The sequence below is a fragment of the Arthrobacter pullicola genome (assembly GCF_014836875.1).
Taxonomy (GTDB): domain Bacteria; phylum Actinomycetota; class Actinomycetes; order Actinomycetales; family Micrococcaceae; genus Arthrobacter_B; species Arthrobacter_B pullicola.
This window is the reverse complement of sequence record NZ_JACSQC010000003.1, coordinates 331,241-345,658: the sequence shown is the minus strand read 5'-3', so window position 1 is coordinate 345,658 and position 14,418 is coordinate 331,241. Positions and strand designations below refer to the sequence as shown.

Annotated in this window: 18 protein-coding genes; 11 read left to right on the top strand and 7 right to left on the bottom strand. The window is 65.2% G+C overall.

Annotated features, from left to right (window positions below):
* The first annotated feature begins 40 nt into the window (after positions 1-40).
* Both sufC and H9638_RS07845 read left to right on the top strand, forming a co-directional pair.
* Entirely contained in the window at positions 41-811 is a 771-nt protein-coding gene (sufC, locus tag H9638_RS07850) for a Fe-S cluster assembly ATPase SufC (protein WP_191746640.1), read from the top strand.
* Positions 812-847: 36 nt separating this feature from the next.
* Entirely contained in the window at positions 848-1,177 is a 330-nt protein-coding gene (locus H9638_RS07845) for a metal-sulfur cluster assembly factor (protein ID WP_066297911.1), read from the top strand.
* A 78-nt stretch (positions 1,178-1,255) separates the two neighbouring features.
* Here the strand turns inward: H9638_RS07845 and H9638_RS07840 are convergent, their stop codons facing one another.
* From H9638_RS07840 to H9638_RS07830, 3 genes are read right to left on the bottom strand one after another with little or no spacing between them, the layout of a single operon-like run.
* Positions 1,256-1,891: an energy-coupling factor transporter transmembrane component T family protein gene (locus tag H9638_RS07840; protein ID WP_318241817.1), complete on the bottom strand. Its 636-nt coding sequence runs from the start codon at positions 1,889-1,891 to the stop codon at positions 1,256-1,258.
* 16 nt (positions 1,892-1,907) lie between these two features.
* The gene (locus tag H9638_RS07835; protein ID WP_191746638.1) at positions 1,908-2,624 is read right to left on the bottom strand and encodes an energy-coupling factor ABC transporter ATP-binding protein; all 717 of its coding nucleotides are present in this window, start codon (positions 2,622-2,624) and stop codon (positions 1,908-1,910) included.
* Positions 2,624-3,244: a biotin transporter BioY gene (locus tag H9638_RS07830; protein WP_191746637.1), complete on the bottom strand. Its 621-nt coding sequence runs from the start codon at positions 3,242-3,244 to the stop codon at positions 2,624-2,626. The genes H9638_RS07835 and H9638_RS07830 overlap by 1 nt, the downstream gene beginning before the upstream one ends.
* 196 nt (positions 3,245-3,440) lie before the next feature.
* Here H9638_RS07830 and H9638_RS07825 point away from each other — a divergent pair, with 196 nt between their 5' ends.
* On the top strand, positions 3,441-5,039 hold the full coding sequence (locus H9638_RS07825) for an ABC-F family ATP-binding cassette domain-containing protein (RefSeq protein WP_191746636.1): 1,599 nt from the start codon (positions 3,441-3,443) through the stop codon (positions 5,037-5,039).
* Between the two features lie 78 nt (positions 5,040-5,117).
* Here the strand turns inward: H9638_RS07825 and H9638_RS07820 are convergent, their stop codons facing one another.
* The 3 genes from H9638_RS07820 to H9638_RS07815 are packed head-to-tail and all read right to left on the bottom strand — an operon-like array spanning position 5,118 to position 6,649.
* The gene (locus tag H9638_RS07820; RefSeq protein ID WP_191746635.1) at positions 5,118-6,008 is read right to left on the bottom strand and encodes an SURF1 family cytochrome oxidase biogenesis protein; all 891 of its coding nucleotides are present in this window, start codon (positions 6,006-6,008) and stop codon (positions 5,118-5,120) included.
* Positions 6,009-6,260, bottom strand: a complete 252-nt coding sequence (locus tag H9638_RS16820; protein ID WP_225217147.1) for a hypothetical protein — start codon at positions 6,258-6,260, stop codon at positions 6,009-6,011.
* The gene (locus H9638_RS07815; protein WP_191746634.1) at positions 6,257-6,649 is read right to left on the bottom strand and encodes a DUF3099 domain-containing protein; all 393 of its coding nucleotides are present in this window, start codon (positions 6,647-6,649) and stop codon (positions 6,257-6,259) included. The genes H9638_RS16820 and H9638_RS07815 overlap by 4 nt, the downstream gene beginning before the upstream one ends.
* Positions 6,650-6,761: 112 nt before the next feature.
* Between H9638_RS07815 and fabG the strand changes: the two genes are divergently transcribed.
* Both fabG and H9638_RS07805 read left to right on the top strand, forming a co-directional pair.
* Positions 6,762-7,490: a beta-ketoacyl-ACP reductase gene (gene fabG / locus H9638_RS07810; protein ID WP_191746633.1), complete on the top strand. Its 729-nt coding sequence runs from the start codon at positions 6,762-6,764 to the stop codon at positions 7,488-7,490.
* Positions 7,491-7,621: 131 nt separating this feature from the next.
* A complete protein-coding gene (locus H9638_RS07805) occupies positions 7,622-8,365 on the top strand; it encodes an SDR family oxidoreductase (RefSeq protein WP_191746632.1) in 744 nt (247 codons plus the stop codon).
* Between the two features lie 63 nt (positions 8,366-8,428).
* Here H9638_RS07805 and serB read toward each other — a convergent pair whose 3' ends face one another.
* Positions 8,429-9,343, bottom strand: coding sequence for a phosphoserine phosphatase SerB (gene serB / locus H9638_RS07800; RefSeq protein WP_191746631.1), 915 nt, complete (start codon positions 9,341-9,343; stop codon positions 8,429-8,431).
* 125 nt (positions 9,344-9,468) lie between these two features.
* On the opposite strand from serB, the gene H9638_RS07795 reads away from it, so the two are divergent.
* The 6 genes from H9638_RS07795 to H9638_RS07770 all read left to right on the top strand — a co-directional run bounded on the left by H9638_RS07795 (position 9,469) and on the right by H9638_RS07770 (position 14,387).
* Positions 9,469-10,257, top strand: a complete 789-nt coding sequence (locus tag H9638_RS07795) for an ABC transporter ATP-binding protein (RefSeq protein WP_191746630.1) — start codon at positions 9,469-9,471, stop codon at positions 10,255-10,257.
* A gap of 14 nt (positions 10,258-10,271) precedes the next feature.
* The gene (locus H9638_RS07790; RefSeq protein ID WP_225217146.1) at positions 10,272-11,072 is read left to right on the top strand and encodes a sulfite exporter TauE/SafE family protein; all 801 of its coding nucleotides are present in this window, start codon (positions 10,272-10,274) and stop codon (positions 11,070-11,072) included.
* On the top strand, positions 11,069-11,875 hold the full coding sequence (locus H9638_RS07785; RefSeq protein ID WP_191746629.1) for a TrmH family RNA methyltransferase: 807 nt from the start codon (positions 11,069-11,071) through the stop codon (positions 11,873-11,875). Before H9638_RS07790 ends, H9638_RS07785 begins: the two co-directional genes overlap by 4 nt.
* An 86-nt stretch (positions 11,876-11,961) precedes the next feature.
* Positions 11,962-12,810 (top strand): hypothetical protein, encoded by an 849-nt coding sequence (locus tag H9638_RS07780; protein WP_191746628.1) that lies wholly within the window; start codon positions 11,962-11,964, stop codon positions 12,808-12,810.
* Positions 12,811-12,934: 124 nt separating this feature from the next.
* Positions 12,935-13,192 carry a type B 50S ribosomal protein L31 gene (locus H9638_RS07775; RefSeq protein WP_066297878.1) on the top strand — a complete coding sequence of 86 codons (258 nt, stop codon included), beginning with the start codon at positions 12,935-12,937 and terminating at the stop codon, positions 13,190-13,192.
* Positions 13,193-13,316: 124 nt separating this feature from the next.
* Positions 13,317-14,387, top strand: a complete 1,071-nt coding sequence (locus tag H9638_RS07770) for a lipoate--protein ligase family protein (RefSeq protein ID WP_191746627.1) — start codon at positions 13,317-13,319, stop codon at positions 14,385-14,387.
* Positions 14,388-14,418 lie beyond the last annotated feature (31 nt).

Below are 14,418 nucleotides of genomic sequence, written 5' to 3'. Positions count from 1 at the left end.
ACCCGCACCAATTGCGTGCAAAGAGAAAGCGAAACTACGCATGTCCACTCTTGAAATCAAGGACCTTCACGTCAGCATTGAGACCGAACAGGGTGTCAAGAAGCAGATCCTGAAGGGCGTCAGCCTCACCATCAAGACCGGCGAGACCCACGCCATTATGGGCCCGAACGGCTCCGGTAAGTCCACCCTGGCCTCCACCATCGCCGGCCACCCGCGTTACACCGTGGACAGCGGCAGCATCACCCTGGACGGCGAAGACGTCCTGGCGATGAGCGTTGACGAGCGTGCCCGCGCCGGCCTCTTCCTGGCCATGCAGTACCCGGTGGAGGTTCCGGGTGTCACCATGACCAACTTCCTGCGGACCGCCAAGACCGCCCTGGACGGCGAAGCTCCGTCCCTGCGCCACTGGACCAAGGACGTCAAGGCAGCCATGTCCCAGCTGCGCATCGACGCTGACTTTGCCCAGCGCAACGTCAACGAAGGTTTCTCCGGCGGCGAGAAGAAGCGCGTGGAGATCCTGCAGCTGGAACTGTTCCACCCGAAGTTCGCCATCCTGGATGAGACGGACTCCGGTCTGGACGTTGACGCACTGAAGGTTGTCTCCGAAGGTGTGAACCGCGAGCATGCGGACGGCAACATGGGTACCCTGCTGATTACGCACTACACGCGGATCCTGCGCTACATCAAGCCGGACAACGTACACGTGTTCGTTGACGGCCGGATCGCCGAGCAGGGTGGCCCCGAGCTTGCCGACCGTCTGGAAGAAGAAGGCTACGACCGGTTCACCAAGACCGGCGCCGTCAGCGCCTAGGCTGGACCGCACGAGCCTGAGGAACAGGAGCAGAACATGACTGACGCCAATCTGGCCCAGACATCCCTGGAGGATGTCGAAGAGGCCCTCAAGGACGTCATTGACCCTGAGCTGGGGGTGAACATCGTCGATCTGGGCCTGCTCTACGGCCTGAAGTACGCCGACGACGGTGCCCTGCTCATCGACATGACGCTCACCACCGCTGCCTGCCCGCTCACCGATGTCCTCGAAGAGCAGACCGGCAAGGCGCTTGAGGGCGTTGTCGACGAGTTCCGGCTGAACTGGGTCTGGATGCCGCCGTGGGGTCCCGAGAAGATCACGGACGATGGACGTGACCAGATGCGGGCCCTGGGCTTCAACATCTAGCGCTTCTCTGCCAAGCAGCAGGCAAAAGGGCGGACATCCTGATGGGTGTCCGCCCTTTTGCGTGCCTGAACCTGTCCCTTAAGCGGGGACGTCTGGGTCCCCGGGTTCCCCGATGCCGCGGGCGGCCAGCGCCTCTCCGGTCTGCTGTGCGTAGGCGACAGCGCGGATCACCACAGGTACCGCCTGCGCCCGCAGGTTCCGCTCCAGCCCCCGCGCCTTGGCCGAAGCCCGCACATCCGCTGCTGAGCCAAGCAGATAGGGCAGGCTGCGGACCATCAGTGCCAGGGCCAGGCCGAATCGTTCCGGATCCGCTCCAAAGACCTTCAGTGGCCGGACCAGCGCAACAACGCCGTCCAGAAGTTCCGGCACCGGCACGGTCAGGATCAGCAGCCTGGAAGCGGCCACGCAGACCAGGATGTTCCCCGCGGTCACCACCGCGCCCGCGGCGTCCACGGTCCACAGCTGAACCGCCATGATCAGCACCAGCACCGGCCACATCACGGCCAGCGGGCGCGGAAGCTCGCGCAGCAGTCCTGCTGCCGCATAGGCCGCGGTGGTCAGCAGGGCGGCGGCAGCGGTGACCGGCAGGCTCGCAAGGGCGAGGGTCAGGATGGAGAGCACAACGACGGCGGCGGCCTTCAGGGCCAGCGGCGTCCGGTGCACGGCAGAGTTCCCGGCGATGTAGGCGCCGAGCAGCGCATCCCGGTTCCTCACAGCCCCCTCCCGCCTGTCATCGAATACCCAGCGAAAGTGCCCGGTACCTGGCGATGGCCTCTTCGGGGCCGGCATCGCAGACAATCCGCCCATCGTCGATGACCAGAACCCGCTCGGCGTCGGCCGCGAAATCCAGGTCATGGGTCGTGTAAATGACCTGCTGGGGGAGCGCGGCGAGTTTCTCCCGCAGCCGGGCGGTATTCCGGAGGTCCAGCAGGGTGCTCGGTTCATCCGCCACCAGCACCGCCGGTTCCACCGCCAGGACCGTGGCCAGGGCCATCAGCTGCCGTTCACCGCCGGAGAGATCGTAGATGCTGCGGTCCGCCAGTTCCAGCAGCCCCAGGGAGGCCAGCCGTTCCTCCGCAGCCGCCCGCCGGGCCTGCGGATCCCGGACGCTGCGGCGCAGGGAAAGTTCGACGTCGTCGCGTCCCGTGGGCATCACCAGCTGCGACAGCGGGTCGGTGAAGACAAACCCGACCCGCCGCCGCACCCGGGAACCGTTCCGCGCGGTGTCCTCGCCGTCAACACTGACGCTCCCGCTGGACGGCAGCAGCAGTCCGTTGATCAGGCGCAGGAAGGTGGATTTACCCGACCCGTTGGCGCCGATCACCGCTACCCGGCGCTCCGTGAGTTCCAGGGTGACGGGGTGCAGGATCGTGCGGACGGCAGCCGGCGTTCCTGCGGCGCCGTCCTCCGCCAGCACCCCGGCGGCGGCGAAAGAGACAGTGGGCATCAGTGTGCGGCCGGGGCCGGACGGTTGGGCACCAGCCGGGGGAAGGCGGCCATCACGCTGACGGCGACGGCGGCCGCGGCGAGGTTCTTGATCACGTCTCCGGGCCAGAAGGCCATGTCCGCTGCCACTGCGGCGGCGAAGGGAAGCTTTGCGTTGAGCATCATTCCGGCAATTCCGAGCGGGTGGATGACCAGGAAGCTGGTGGCCAGGGCGGCACCAAACAGGGCCGCGAACCGGGCCCTGCGGACCCGGCGCAGAACGGCGCGGGAGAGCAGCCCCACTACCAGCGCGGCAAGGGGAAAGGAGAGCAGGTAGCCGGCAGAAGGGCCGGCCAGGACCCCGAGGCCGCCGCTGAAGCCGCTGAAGACCGGGAGCCCGGCCAGTCCTGCCACAAGGTACAGGCCCACGGCCGCTGCACCGCGCAGCGGACCGAGGATCAGTCCCGCAAGCATGACCGCCAGCGTCTGCAGCGTAATGGGGACGCCGGCCGCCAGCGGAATCCCGGGCAGCAGGGAAAAAGCTGCCGTGAGGGCAGCGAAGACAGCAATGTAGGAAAGATCAGTGGCCGACCACGCGGTGCGGCGGGGGCGGCGCACCGCGGGCTCTGAAACTGCGGACATTTTGGCTCATTTCGTCGGGGTTCTACAACAAGTGATGTGAAGTCGTGCACGTAATTCCTTGGCAGTTCCGACATTAGCGGCGTCCCACCGGCATTCTGTTTGTCGGGTTCCTACAAACCGCGTGGGACCGGTAGACTTGAAAGGCTGCCCGGGCAGCTTTCTTCACAACCCCACCCCCTTCGAAAGGTCCTCCTTAGTGATTGCCGTATCTGATCTCGAGCTTCGTGCCGGTGCACGCCTGCTCATGGAAGCGGTCTCATTCCGTGTGGACAAGGGAGACAAGATCGGACTCGTCGGGCGCAACGGCGCCGGCAAGACCACCCTGACCAAGGTCCTGGCCGGTGAGGCCCTTCCCGCCAACGGACACATCAAGCGCACCGGTGACATCGGCTACCTTCCGCAGGACCCGCGTACGCCGGACATGGAACAGCTCGGCCGGGACCGCATCCTCTCTGCCCGCGGCCTGGACAAGGTCGTGGCGCAGCTCAAGAAGTGCCAGGACGAAATGGCCAGCGATGATCCGAAGATCTCGCAGAAGGCCATGAACCGCTACGACCGGCTCGAGGCTGAGTTCCTTGCGGCCGGCGGCTACTCCGCAGAATCGGAAGCCGCAACCATCTGCGCCAACCTTGCCCTTCCGGACCGGCTGCTGAACCAGCCGCTCAAGACCCTTTCCGGTGGCCAGCGCCGCCGCGTGGAGCTCGCCAGGATCCTTTACTCCGACGCCGAGACCATGCTCCTTGACGAACCCACCAACCACCTCGACGCGGACTCCATCGCGTGGCTGCGAGAGTTCCTGAAGAACCACACCGGCGGACTGATCGTCATCAGCCACGACACCGAGCTGCTGGAAGCAACGGTCAACAAGGTCTTCAGCCTGGACGCCAACCGGGCCACCATCGACATTTACAACATGGATTGGAAGCGCTACAAGATCCAGCGCGAGACTGACGAACGCGCCCGCAAGCGCGAACGTGCCAATACTGAGAAGAAGGCCGGGGTCCTGCTGGCCCAGGCCAACAAGATGAAGGCCCGCGCGTCGGGCGCCTCTGCCGCGCAGAGCATGCTCAAGCGCGTGGACCGGCTGATGAGCGGGCTCGATGCCGTCCGCGCCTCGGACAAGGTCGCGGCACTTCGGTTCCCGGATCCGGCTCCCTGCGGCAAGACCCCCATGATGGCCGAAGGGCTCAGCAAGAGCTATGGATCGCTGGAGATCTTCACCGACGTGGACCTGGCCATCGACCGCGGCTCCAAGGTAGTCATCCTGGGGCTGAACGGTGCAGGCAAGACCACACTGCTGCGGATGCTTGCGGGTGTGGATACGCCGGACACAGGCAGGATCATTCCGGGCCACGGCCTGAAGGTCGGCTACTACGCCCAGGAGCACGAAACCCTGGACACCGAGCGGACCGTGCTGGAAAACATGCGCTCATCGGCACCGGACATGGATGACGCCGAGGTGCGCAATGTCCTGGGTTCCTTTATGTTCAGTGGTGATGACGTGAACAAGCCTGCCGGAGTCCTCTCCGGCGGTGAAAAGACCCGCCTGGCACTGGCGACCATTGTGGCTTCCTCCGCCAACGTCCTGCTCCTGGATGAGCCGACGAACAACCTGGATCCGGCCTCCCGTGCGGAGATCCTGGGCGCCCTGAGCAACTACTCCGGGGCCGTGGTTATGGTCAGCCACGATGAGGGAGCCGTGGCGGCCCTGAACCCGGAACGCGTGGTGCTTCTGCCGGACGGCGACGAAGACCACTGGAACGACGGCTACCTGGATCTGGTCACCCTGGCCTGATTCCCGGCCCGGCAGACGAAGAGGCCGCCGCTTTCCTTCCGGAAGGCGGCGGCCTCTTCGCATGTTGTTCAGGCGGTTCTAGAACCCCTGGGCGTCGAGGATCGCATCTTCCTCTTCCTCGCCCGTGGGTCCCCGGCGTTTACGGACAGGACGGGTGCGCCTGGGCGCCGGAGCCGCCGAGTGTGTCTCATTCTCGTCGTCGTCCCACTCCTCGTCCTCCCACTCTTCGTCTTCACCGGATTCAATCCGGTTCCATGCTTCCTGGCGGGCCGCGTAGCCCAGGCCCACGAAGAAAAGCAGTCCGAATGCGTACCACTGCATGGCATAGGAGAGGTGCGGGCCTTCATCAACGGAGGGTTTCGGCGCTGCCTCCGGGCGCGTTGCGGGAGCCGGGTCTTCGGTGTCCATCAGTCCGTACGCCGCCGTCTGCAGCGGATATCCGGTCTGGCGTTCGTATTCGGTGAGATCGATGGACGCAAGCTGTCCTTCGGGGGCGCCGCGGAGCAAAGTGGGCTCGGCCGGCTTCAATCTGGCGGTCACCGTGACTTCACCGGCCGGAGCTTCGGGAATCTCATCCGGCCAGCCGGCTTCGTTGTCGCCGATCGGCAGCCACCCGCGGTTGATGACGACGGCGGTTCCGTCCCCGAGCTTCAGCGGCACCAGGACTTCATAGCCGGGCCGGCCGTTCAGGGGCCGGTTGCGGACGATCCGCTGGTTCGCGGTGTCGTAGGTCCCGGTAAGTTCCACGGGCAGCCACTCTGCCGAGGGATCGAATTCCTGGAAGTAGCCGGCCGCCTCATCGAACGGCACCGGTGCGGCCGAATAGTTGGTTTCCACCCATCCGATGTCCTCGCGGATGGCATCCCGGCGGTCCAGCTGCCAGGTGCCCAGGTAGGCGCAGACTGCTGCCAGCGCGCAGACAAGGGCAAACCAGCCGAGCCAGCGGCTGGACAGGAGGAACTTATACATTTATGGCGTGTCGCTTTCGGTAGCAGGGCCCAGGGGCAGCGTCTCTTTCCAGAGGGACCGGACCTGCAGGTAATCTTCCAGCCAGCCGCGGTGGTCTCCGCAGGCCAGCCAGATCTTCCTCCGCTCAGGAGTATGGATCTTCGGGTTGTTCCACAGCAGCTGCCAGGCGGCGTCTGCACGGCAGCCTTTGCGGGAACAACGGGCGCGGTCTTCTGAGCCGGCGCCGCCGGATAACTGGTCAAGCAGGTTCATGCGTCCGGTTCTGCCTTGCCCCGGCCGGTCTGGCCGTCGTCGTCGATAATTTCCCCGTGAAGAACCGTGGTCTCGGCGGAATCCTGCGCCGGCCGGGCCTCCAGCTGTGGCGGGGGCGCGTCCTGGTAAGCAGAATCAGAGCCGTCCATGTTGCGGGTGTCGCTGCCGCCGTTGGCAATGACGACGGCGAACCAGGGCAGGACTATGGCCCCGGCAATCACCACCCACATCATCCAGCCGTGGACGAAAAAGAGCAGGAAAAGACACACGAGGCGGATGCTCATGGACACGGTGTACTTGACCATGCGCGCATGCATCTCGTCAGTGTGGGCCGTGCGGGCATCCGTAATCCGCGGGATGTGGCCGCCGCGGCGGGTAGCCTTTTTCATGATTCTCCAAACAGGTATTTCTATTATCTCACTGCCCGCAGTGTTCTTGAAGTTACCCCGGGCGCCGATAGGATCGGAACTTACCACCTGACCCCAGCGTAAGGATTTTTGCGTGCAGAACGATCCCCAGACACCAGCCGGCCGAAGCGTCCTTGTGACGGGCGGTAACCGCGGCATAGGCCTGGCCATTGCGAAGGCCTTCCTGGAAGCGGGGGACCGGGTTGCCATCACCTACCGCAGCGGGGACGTTCCCGACGGCATGCTCGGCGTCAAGGCGGATGTCACGGACATGGCTTCGGTCGATGCCGCTTTCACCGAAGTCGAAGCCGCCCATGGGCCGGTGGAGGTCCTGGTCGCCAACGCCGGCATCACCCGCGACACCCTTCTGCTGCGCATGAGCGAAGACGATTTCACCGATGTGGTGGATACGAACCTCACTGGCGCCTTCCGGGTGGTGAAGCGGGCTTCCAAGGGCATGCTGAAGCTCCGGCGGGGACGGGTTGTGCTGATTTCCTCCGTTGTCGGCCTGTACGGCTCACCGGGCCAGGTCAACTATGCCGCGTCCAAGGCCGGCCTGATTGGCATTGCCCGGTCCCTGACGCGTGAGCTTGGTTCACGGAACATCACGGCGAACGTTGTGGCGCCGGGCTTCATCGACACGGATATGACGCAGGCCCTGCCGGAAGACACCCGCAAGAGCTACCTTTCCTCGATCCCCGCCGGGCGGTTCGCCGATCCGGAGGAAGTCGCCGGGGTTGTCCGGTGGATCGCCGGGCCGGAAGCCGGCTACATCTCCGGTGCCGTCATCCCGGTCGACGGCGGCCTCGGGATGGGCCACTAGCTCCGCACCCTGCCGCGGAGGGATTCCTTGGAGGAATCCACTAACGCTCCCTGCCAGCCCGGCTGGCAGGATGGTTTGCAGAGTCTAATTCGTCAGCTACTTTTAGCTACTTTCCACAAAGAGGAGTATTCATGGGCCAGCTTGATGGCAAAGCCGCGATTGTTACCGGGTCGTCGCGCGGTATCGGAGCTGAGGTAGCGAAGCTGCTCGCCGGCGACGGCGCCGCCGTCGTCGTCAACTACCGGCAGAAGGCCCCCCGGGCCAACAAGGTGGTGGCGGGCATCGAGGCCGCCGGCGGCCGCGCAGTTGCGGTCGGCGCGGACCTCACCTCACCGGAAGGGCCGGCAGCACTGGTCGAAGCGGCCAGGGAGTCCTTCGGCGGGGTGGACATTTTGGTCCTGAATGCCTCAGGCGGCATGGAAACCGGGCTCGGTGAGGACTACGCGCTGAAGCTGAACCGTGACGCGCAGGTGAACATGCTCACAGCCGCTGCGGAAGTTATGAAGCCGGGATCCCGCGTGGTGTTCGTCACCAGCCACCAGGCACACTTCATCAACTCCGTGCCGACCATGCCCGAATATGAGCCGGTGGCCCGGAGCAAGCGTGCCGGAGAAGACGCCCTGCGGGCAATGATTCCGGCGCTGGAGGAGAAGGGCATTTCCCTGGTGGTGGTTTCCGGCGACATGATCGAAGGAACCGTCACGGCGACCCTGCTGGACCGGGCCAATCCGGGAGCCATCGAAGCTCGCCGGGAAGAAGCCGGGCGGCTCTACTCGGTCGAGGAATTCGCCGCTGAAGTGGCCCGCATGGCCCTGGCAGACGTTCCGGCCGGCCACACCGAGTACATCGGCGGCCAGGATTACCTAGGCGCCTGACGGCAGTTTTCCGGCTGTCCCGGGCGGTGTTCGAACCGCGGGGACAGCCGGAGATTCAGTCCGCTAGAGCTTGACGAAGTGCCGGACCACGTCCAGGTTGGGCAGGTTAAGCACGGCATCCGCTGCGGCCTGCACGGCAGGCTTGGCGTTGAACGCCACGCCAAGGGCGGCGGCCGCCAGCATGTCCAGGTCATTGGCACCGTCACCCACGGCGATGGTGTGCTCCTCCTTGATACCCAGTCCGGCTGCCCATTCCCGCAGTGAACGGGCCTTGACCGCCCGGTCCACGACTTCGCCGCTCACCTCACCGGTCAGGAAGCCGTTCTCGATTCCCAGTTCGTTGGCACGGGCGAACGTCAGCTGCAGCTTCTCGGCCAGCGGTGCCAGGACCTGGTTAAACCCGCCGGAGACGACGGCGACGGCGTGTCCGGCGGCCAGGAACTCGCCCACCAGGATTTCCGCGCCGTCGGAGAGTTCGATCCGCGTCCCGACTTCCGCGATCACGGTTTCGGGGAGCCCGGCCAGGGTCTTCACCCGTTCGTGCAGGCTTTGGGCAAAATCCAGTTCGCCGCGCATGGCTGCCTCGGTCACCGCGGCCACTTCGGCTTCACGTCCCGCGTGAGCGGCGAGGAGTTCAATTACTTCCTGCTTGATGAGGGTCGAGTCAACGTCCATGACCAGCAGCTTCCGGGCGGGCTCCAGCAGCGACGCGGGCACCACTGTGCTTTGAGCCGGCGCTGCTCCGCTGTCCAGGGCGGCTGCGGCCGCGGCGGCCACCGCAAGCCGCAGTGCCTCCACACCGCCGGCGTAGGACACGAAGAGCTTGGAAACGGTGTACCCGTCACCGTCCGCATTCTCCAGCTCCAGGATCCGCGCGCCGAGATCGGTTACGGCCTGCTGGACTTGGCCCAGGTAGTCATCGGCAAGCTCCCGACCGTAGCTGACGACACTGAATTCCGGGAAGCTTTCGGGGGGCATGCGGGTTCCGTTCTGCGGGTAGTCCTATAGGTGCACTGTCTGCCGGTCGGCCTGGGGAACGGCACGGCGGCGCGGCGGCGTAGCGTTTCGCCAACGCGCCTTTCTTTAGCCTAGTGTCTACTGCTATGAGTGATGTTCTTGAATTTGCTGGAGTAAGCGTCGTCCGGGGCGGAAAGACCCTGTTGGACGGCGTCGACTGGCAGGTCAGGGAAGGTGAACGGTGGGTCATCATGGGACCCAACGGCGCCGGGAAAACCACGCTGCTGCAGATTGCCGGCGGACGGATGCACCCCACACGGGGCATGGCCGGCATCCTGGAAGAGATCCTTGGTGCGGTCGACGTCTTCGAACTCCGCCCCAGGATCGGGCTGGCTTCGGCGTCCCTGGCCAATCAGATTCCCGAGCATGAAACCGTCCTGAATGTGGTCCTGACCGCCGCCTACGGCATGACGGGACGCTGGCGCGAAAAGTACGACAAGCTCGATGAGCGCCGCGCCTTCCGCCTGCTGCACGACTGGGGCATGTCCACCTTCATCAACCGCCCTTTCGCATCGCTCAGCGAAGGGGAACGCAAGCGTGTGCAGATCGCCCGGGCCCTCATGACGGACCCGGAGCTGCTGCTTCTGGACGAGCCCGCTGCCGGCCTTGATCTTGCCGGCCGCGAGGACCTGGTGCAGCGCCTGGCCAACCTGGCCGCCGACGACGAGGCTCCCGCCATGGTCCTGGTCACCCACCATCTTGAGGAAGTACCCCCGGGCTTCACGCATGCGCTGCTGCTGCGCGAGGGCACCGTCGTGGCCGCGGGCCCGATCGAAACGGTCTTTACCGAGGACCATCTCAGCACCGCGTTCGACCTTCCCCTCTCGGTCCAGCGTGATGCCTCGGGCCGCTACACCGCGACCGCCCGGCGCTAAGACCGCAGCGCCGCATGCTCATGTCCTCAGCGGGGCTGTTCCACGATGCCCTCATCTTCTTCGCCGGGCTCTGGGCCGGGACCATCAACGCCATTGTTGGATCCGGCACACTGGTTACCTTTCCTGTGCTCGTTGCGCTGGGCTACGCCCCGGTCACCGCGACCATCAGCAATGCCATGGGACTGGTTGCCGGGAACATGGCCGGATCCTGGGGCTACCGGCGTGAACTGGCCGGCCTCAAAGGCACACTGCTTCGGCTGCTGCCGGCGTCGATCCTCGGTGGGATCACCGGCGCCTGGCTGCTGCTTCACCTGCCCGAAGCCGTGTTCGGCACGGTGGCACCGTATCTGATTGTCCTGGCCCTGTGCTTCGTGATTTTCCAGCCGAAACTGCAGTCCTGGGTCCGGGCCCGCGCCGCCCGGACGCAGGAAGCGGAGGATGAGCCCGCACGTTCAGGCCATTCCTGGGTGCTGATTGCCCTGGTCTACCTGGCCGGCGTCTACGGCGGCTACTTCGTGGCAGCGCAGGGGATTCTGCTGGTCGGCATCCTGGGCATCTTCCTGCACGGCACTATGCAGAACGCCAACGCCATGAAGAACATCCTGGTGCTGGGCGTGAACATCGTGGCTGCGACGTCCTACGTAATCTTTGCCTTCGACCGCATTGTCTGGCCCGTGGTTGCCCTCATTGCCGTCAGCTCCCTGATCGGCGGATTCGTGGGTGCGGCAGTCGGACGCCGCCTCTCCCCGGTGGTGCTGCGCAGCGTTATCGTTCTCCTGGGCCTCGTGGCTCTTTGGGTCATGGTGTTCGGGTGAGTCTCCACCGCCTGGAGTCCGCCGACGATCCCCGCGTATCCGATTACACCCGGCTGACCGACACGTCTCTGCGCCGGCTCCGGGAGCCCGCCGAGGGCATGTATATCGCGGAGTCTTCCAAGGTGCTGCGGCGCGCCATTGAGGCCGGCCATGTGCCCCGTTCCTTCTTCCTGGCGGATAAGTGGCTCCCGGACCTGCAGGACGTCCTGGATGCGTTCCCCGATGTGCCGGCCTACGTAGGCTCGCCGGCTGTCCTCGAAGCAATCACCGGATTCCATCTGCACCGCGGGGCCCTGGCCGCCATGCACCGGCCGCAGCCACTGGAACTTGGCCCGGTCCTGGCAGCTGCCCGGCGGGTTGCCGTGCTGGAGGACATTGTGGACCACACCAATATTGGGGCAATCTTCCGCTCGGCCGCAGCTTTGGGCGTCGACGCCGTCCTGGTCAGCCCGCAGTGCGCCGATCCGCTGTACCGCCGCGCCATCCGGGTGAGCATGGGAACGGTGTTCCAGGTGCCGTGGCTGCGGCTGCAGGAGTGGCCCGGAGCCCTCGCGGATCTGCGCCACGCAGGATTCACCACCGCTGCGCTGGCACTGGAAGAGGATTCACTGACGCTGCAGGAGCTGGGCGCGCAGCGGCACGAGCGGCTGGCGCTGGTCCTTGGGACCGAGGGGGACGGCCTTTCCCGCAGCACCCTGGCCGAGGTCGACCTCACGGTCCGCATCCCCATGCAGGGGGGAGTGGACTCCCTGAACGTTGCCGCGGCAAGCGCTGTCGCCTTCTGGGAGTGCCGCGTTTTCTAGCACCGGAATACCCTTATGTTCCTGGCCCTGCGGTGCGACACTGTCGGTGCACGAAGCACCATCCACTGACTCCCGGGGTCTCTTCCATGGCCAGACGCGTCCACCCGTTCCGGCGGCAACGGATAGCCGTGCTGTGCCTGGCTGCGCTGCTGCCGGCAGCGGCGGCCTGCGGACCCACCGCAGAGCAGCTGGAAGCCCGCCAGGCAACGCAGGCACCTTCCGTTTCCGCAGCCGGACCCGCTGCTCCCCAGCAGGCACGGGTTCGCACAGCGGAACCGGAGCCGCCGCCGCCGTCCGCGCCGCTGCAGGTGGGCGTCAGCGGAGCACAGACCGGCATGGCAGCAGACGTTCAGGATGCCTGTCAGTGGCTGCTCCGCAGGGACACCGCGGGTTTTCCGGATGCCGGTTCCTGCGTCTCGGCCGCCATGGTGGCTGGGGCCGGCGCACGGCAGAGCCTGACGACGTCGGCCAGCTGGCTGCCGCCGGGTACCTACAGCATGGATTTCCGGACCGCTCCCGGTTTCAGCATGGAGTTGAACAGCCAGGACGGTGACCTTGAAATCACCGTCGACGGTGCTTCCCGCACCCTGCGCACGGGTGATGCCGCCGTTGCCGCCAACGCCGACGGAGGCGCCGAGGAAGCTTACGCGGCTGTCCTCGTTGACGCCGCCGAACTCACGGCGAATCCCGACCGCCTGCGCAGCCTGCTGGAGTCAGCCAGGCCCGCCCTTCCCGAATACGATTCGGAGCACAACGGTGTCCCGGTCACAAAGCTCACAGCTGTCATCGAGGCAACGGAGCCCGGAGGGTTCACCGGATCCCTGGTGCTGCTGCTCGATGATCTCTACCGCCCGCTGCTCATCGAATACACCGGCACGACCCGCGGAATCCACTCCTCGGTCCGGGCATCCGTAACCGGCTGGCGGAGTGGTTAACAGCCGCAGGCCCGTTTACGGTAGGATTGAGTGTTGGCCAACAGGCCATCAGAGCTTGTGAAGTCTTAAGTTTTTGACACCCATCGTGCCTGGCAAAATCCAGTCACCTAAAGAAGGTATTACTGTGAAGTCTGATATCCACCCCAAGTACGCCCCGGTAGTCTTCCGCGACCTCGCGTCTGACACCGCTTTCCTGACCAACTCCACGGCCTCCTCCTCCAAGACCATCGAGTGGGAAGACGGCAACACCTACCCGCTCATCGAGGTGGAAATCTCCTCCGCATCGCACCCGTTCTACACGGGCAAGCAGCGCATCATGGACTCCGCAGGCCGCGTCGAGCGCTTCAACGCACGCTTCAAGGGCTTCGGCGGCAAGAAGTAGCAGTTCACTTCTAAGGCATCAGCCTAAAATTGAAAGGTCCGTCCGGCATATTCCGGACGGGCCTTTCGTTTTCGTCAGCATCTTCCGCGAACCAGTCCGGATTGCATGTCCAAGAGGGGTCAGAATGAACGAAGAAAACGGCAGCCGCCACGGGGAATACAAGGTACCGGGCGGGAAACTCGTCGTCGTGGACCTTGAGGTACGCGATGGGGTCCTGGACTCCGTCTCCCTCAGCGGAGACTTCTTCCTGGAACCGGACGACGCCCTCGAAGAGATCAATGCAGCCCTCAACGGCCTGCCGGCGGACAGTACTGCTGAGCAGATCAGCACTGCCGTCCGCGCACGGCTGAGCCCGGATGCCGTCCTGTTCGGGTTCTCGCCGGAGGCAGTGGCAATCACCGTCCGCCGGGCACTGGCGAAGGCCACCAGCTGGGGTGACCATGAGTGGGAAATCATCCCTCCCACAGCGCTCCCCACTCACATGCACGTCGCCATGGACGAGGTCCTTGCCGAAGAGGTTGGAGCCGGACGGCGGAACCCGACCCTTCGTTTCTGGGAATGGGAAGCACCGTCCGTAGTGATCGGCTCCTTCCAGTCGCTGCGCAATGAAGTGGATCCCGACGGCGCGGAGCGCCACGGCGTGACCGTCGTCCGGCGCATCAGCGGCGGGGGCGCCATGTTCATGGAACACGGCAACGCCATCACCTACTCCCTCTACATCCCGCAGTCCCTCGTGGACGGACTCAGCTTCGCTGACTCGTACCCGTTCCTGGACGCCTGGGTGATGGAATCCCTTGAACGCCTCGGCATCAAGGCCTGGTATCAGCCGCTCAATGACATTGCCACCGACCAGGGGAAGATCGGCGGGGCAGCACAGAAACGGCTCAGCTCCGGGGGCATGCTGCACCACGTCACCATGTCCTATGACATCGATGCCGACAAAATGGTTGACGTCCTGCGCATCGGCAAGGAGAAGCTTTCCGACAAGGGCACCCGGAGCGCCAAGAAGCGCGTCGATCCGCTGCGCCGGCAGACGGGCCTCAGCCGCGAAGAGATCATCGCGACGATGATGCAGACGTTCGCCGAACGCTACGGCGCCAAGCAGACGGAGATCACGGATTCGGAGATGGAATTGGCGCGGCGGAAAGTCGCCGATAAGTTCGGCACTTCGGAGTGGATCAACCGCGTGCCGTAGGCACGTCTACCGCCTGCCGGAACCGGCCCAT

What these genes read in the sequence shown, in the direction of transcription:
- H9638_RS07830 (WP_191746637.1), bottom strand. Translation starts at nt 3,244, where the DNA reads ATGTCCGCAGTTTCAGAGCCCGCGGTGCGCCGCCCCCGCCGCACCGCG.
- H9638_RS07835 (WP_191746638.1), bottom strand. Translation starts at nt 2,624, where the DNA reads ATGCCCACTGTCTCTTTCGCCGCCGCCGGGGTGCTGGCGGAGGACGGC.
- serB (WP_191746631.1), bottom strand. Translation starts at nt 9,343, where the DNA reads ATGCCCCCCGAAAGCTTCCCGGAATTCAGTGTCGTCAGCTACGGTCGG.
- H9638_RS07820 (WP_191746635.1), bottom strand. Translation starts at nt 6,008, where the DNA reads ATGTATAAGTTCCTCCTGTCCAGCCGCTGGCTCGGCTGGTTTGCCCTT.
- sufC (WP_191746640.1), top strand. Translation starts at nt 41, where the DNA reads ATGTCCACTCTTGAAATCAAGGACCTTCACGTCAGCATTGAGACCGAA.
- H9638_RS07790 (WP_225217146.1), top strand. Translation starts at nt 10,272, where the DNA reads ATGCTCATGTCCTCAGCGGGGCTGTTCCACGATGCCCTCATCTTCTTC.
- H9638_RS07845 (WP_066297911.1), top strand. Translation starts at nt 848, where the DNA reads ATGACTGACGCCAATCTGGCCCAGACATCCCTGGAGGATGTCGAAGAG.
- H9638_RS16820 (WP_225217147.1), bottom strand. Translation starts at nt 6,260, where the DNA reads ATGAACCTGCTTGACCAGTTATCCGGCGGCGCCGGCTCAGAAGACCGC.
- H9638_RS07770 (WP_191746627.1), top strand. Translation starts at nt 13,317, where the DNA reads ATGAACGAAGAAAACGGCAGCCGCCACGGGGAATACAAGGTACCGGGC.
- H9638_RS07815 (WP_191746634.1), bottom strand. Translation starts at nt 6,649, where the DNA reads ATGAAAAAGGCTACCCGCCGCGGCGGCCACATCCCGCGGATTACGGAT.
- H9638_RS07795 (WP_191746630.1), top strand. Translation starts at nt 9,469, where the DNA reads ATGAGTGATGTTCTTGAATTTGCTGGAGTAAGCGTCGTCCGGGGCGGA.
- H9638_RS07780 (WP_191746628.1), top strand. Translation starts at nt 11,962, where the DNA reads ATGGCCAGACGCGTCCACCCGTTCCGGCGGCAACGGATAGCCGTGCTG.
- H9638_RS07805 (WP_191746632.1), top strand. Translation starts at nt 7,622, where the DNA reads ATGGGCCAGCTTGATGGCAAAGCCGCGATTGTTACCGGGTCGTCGCGC.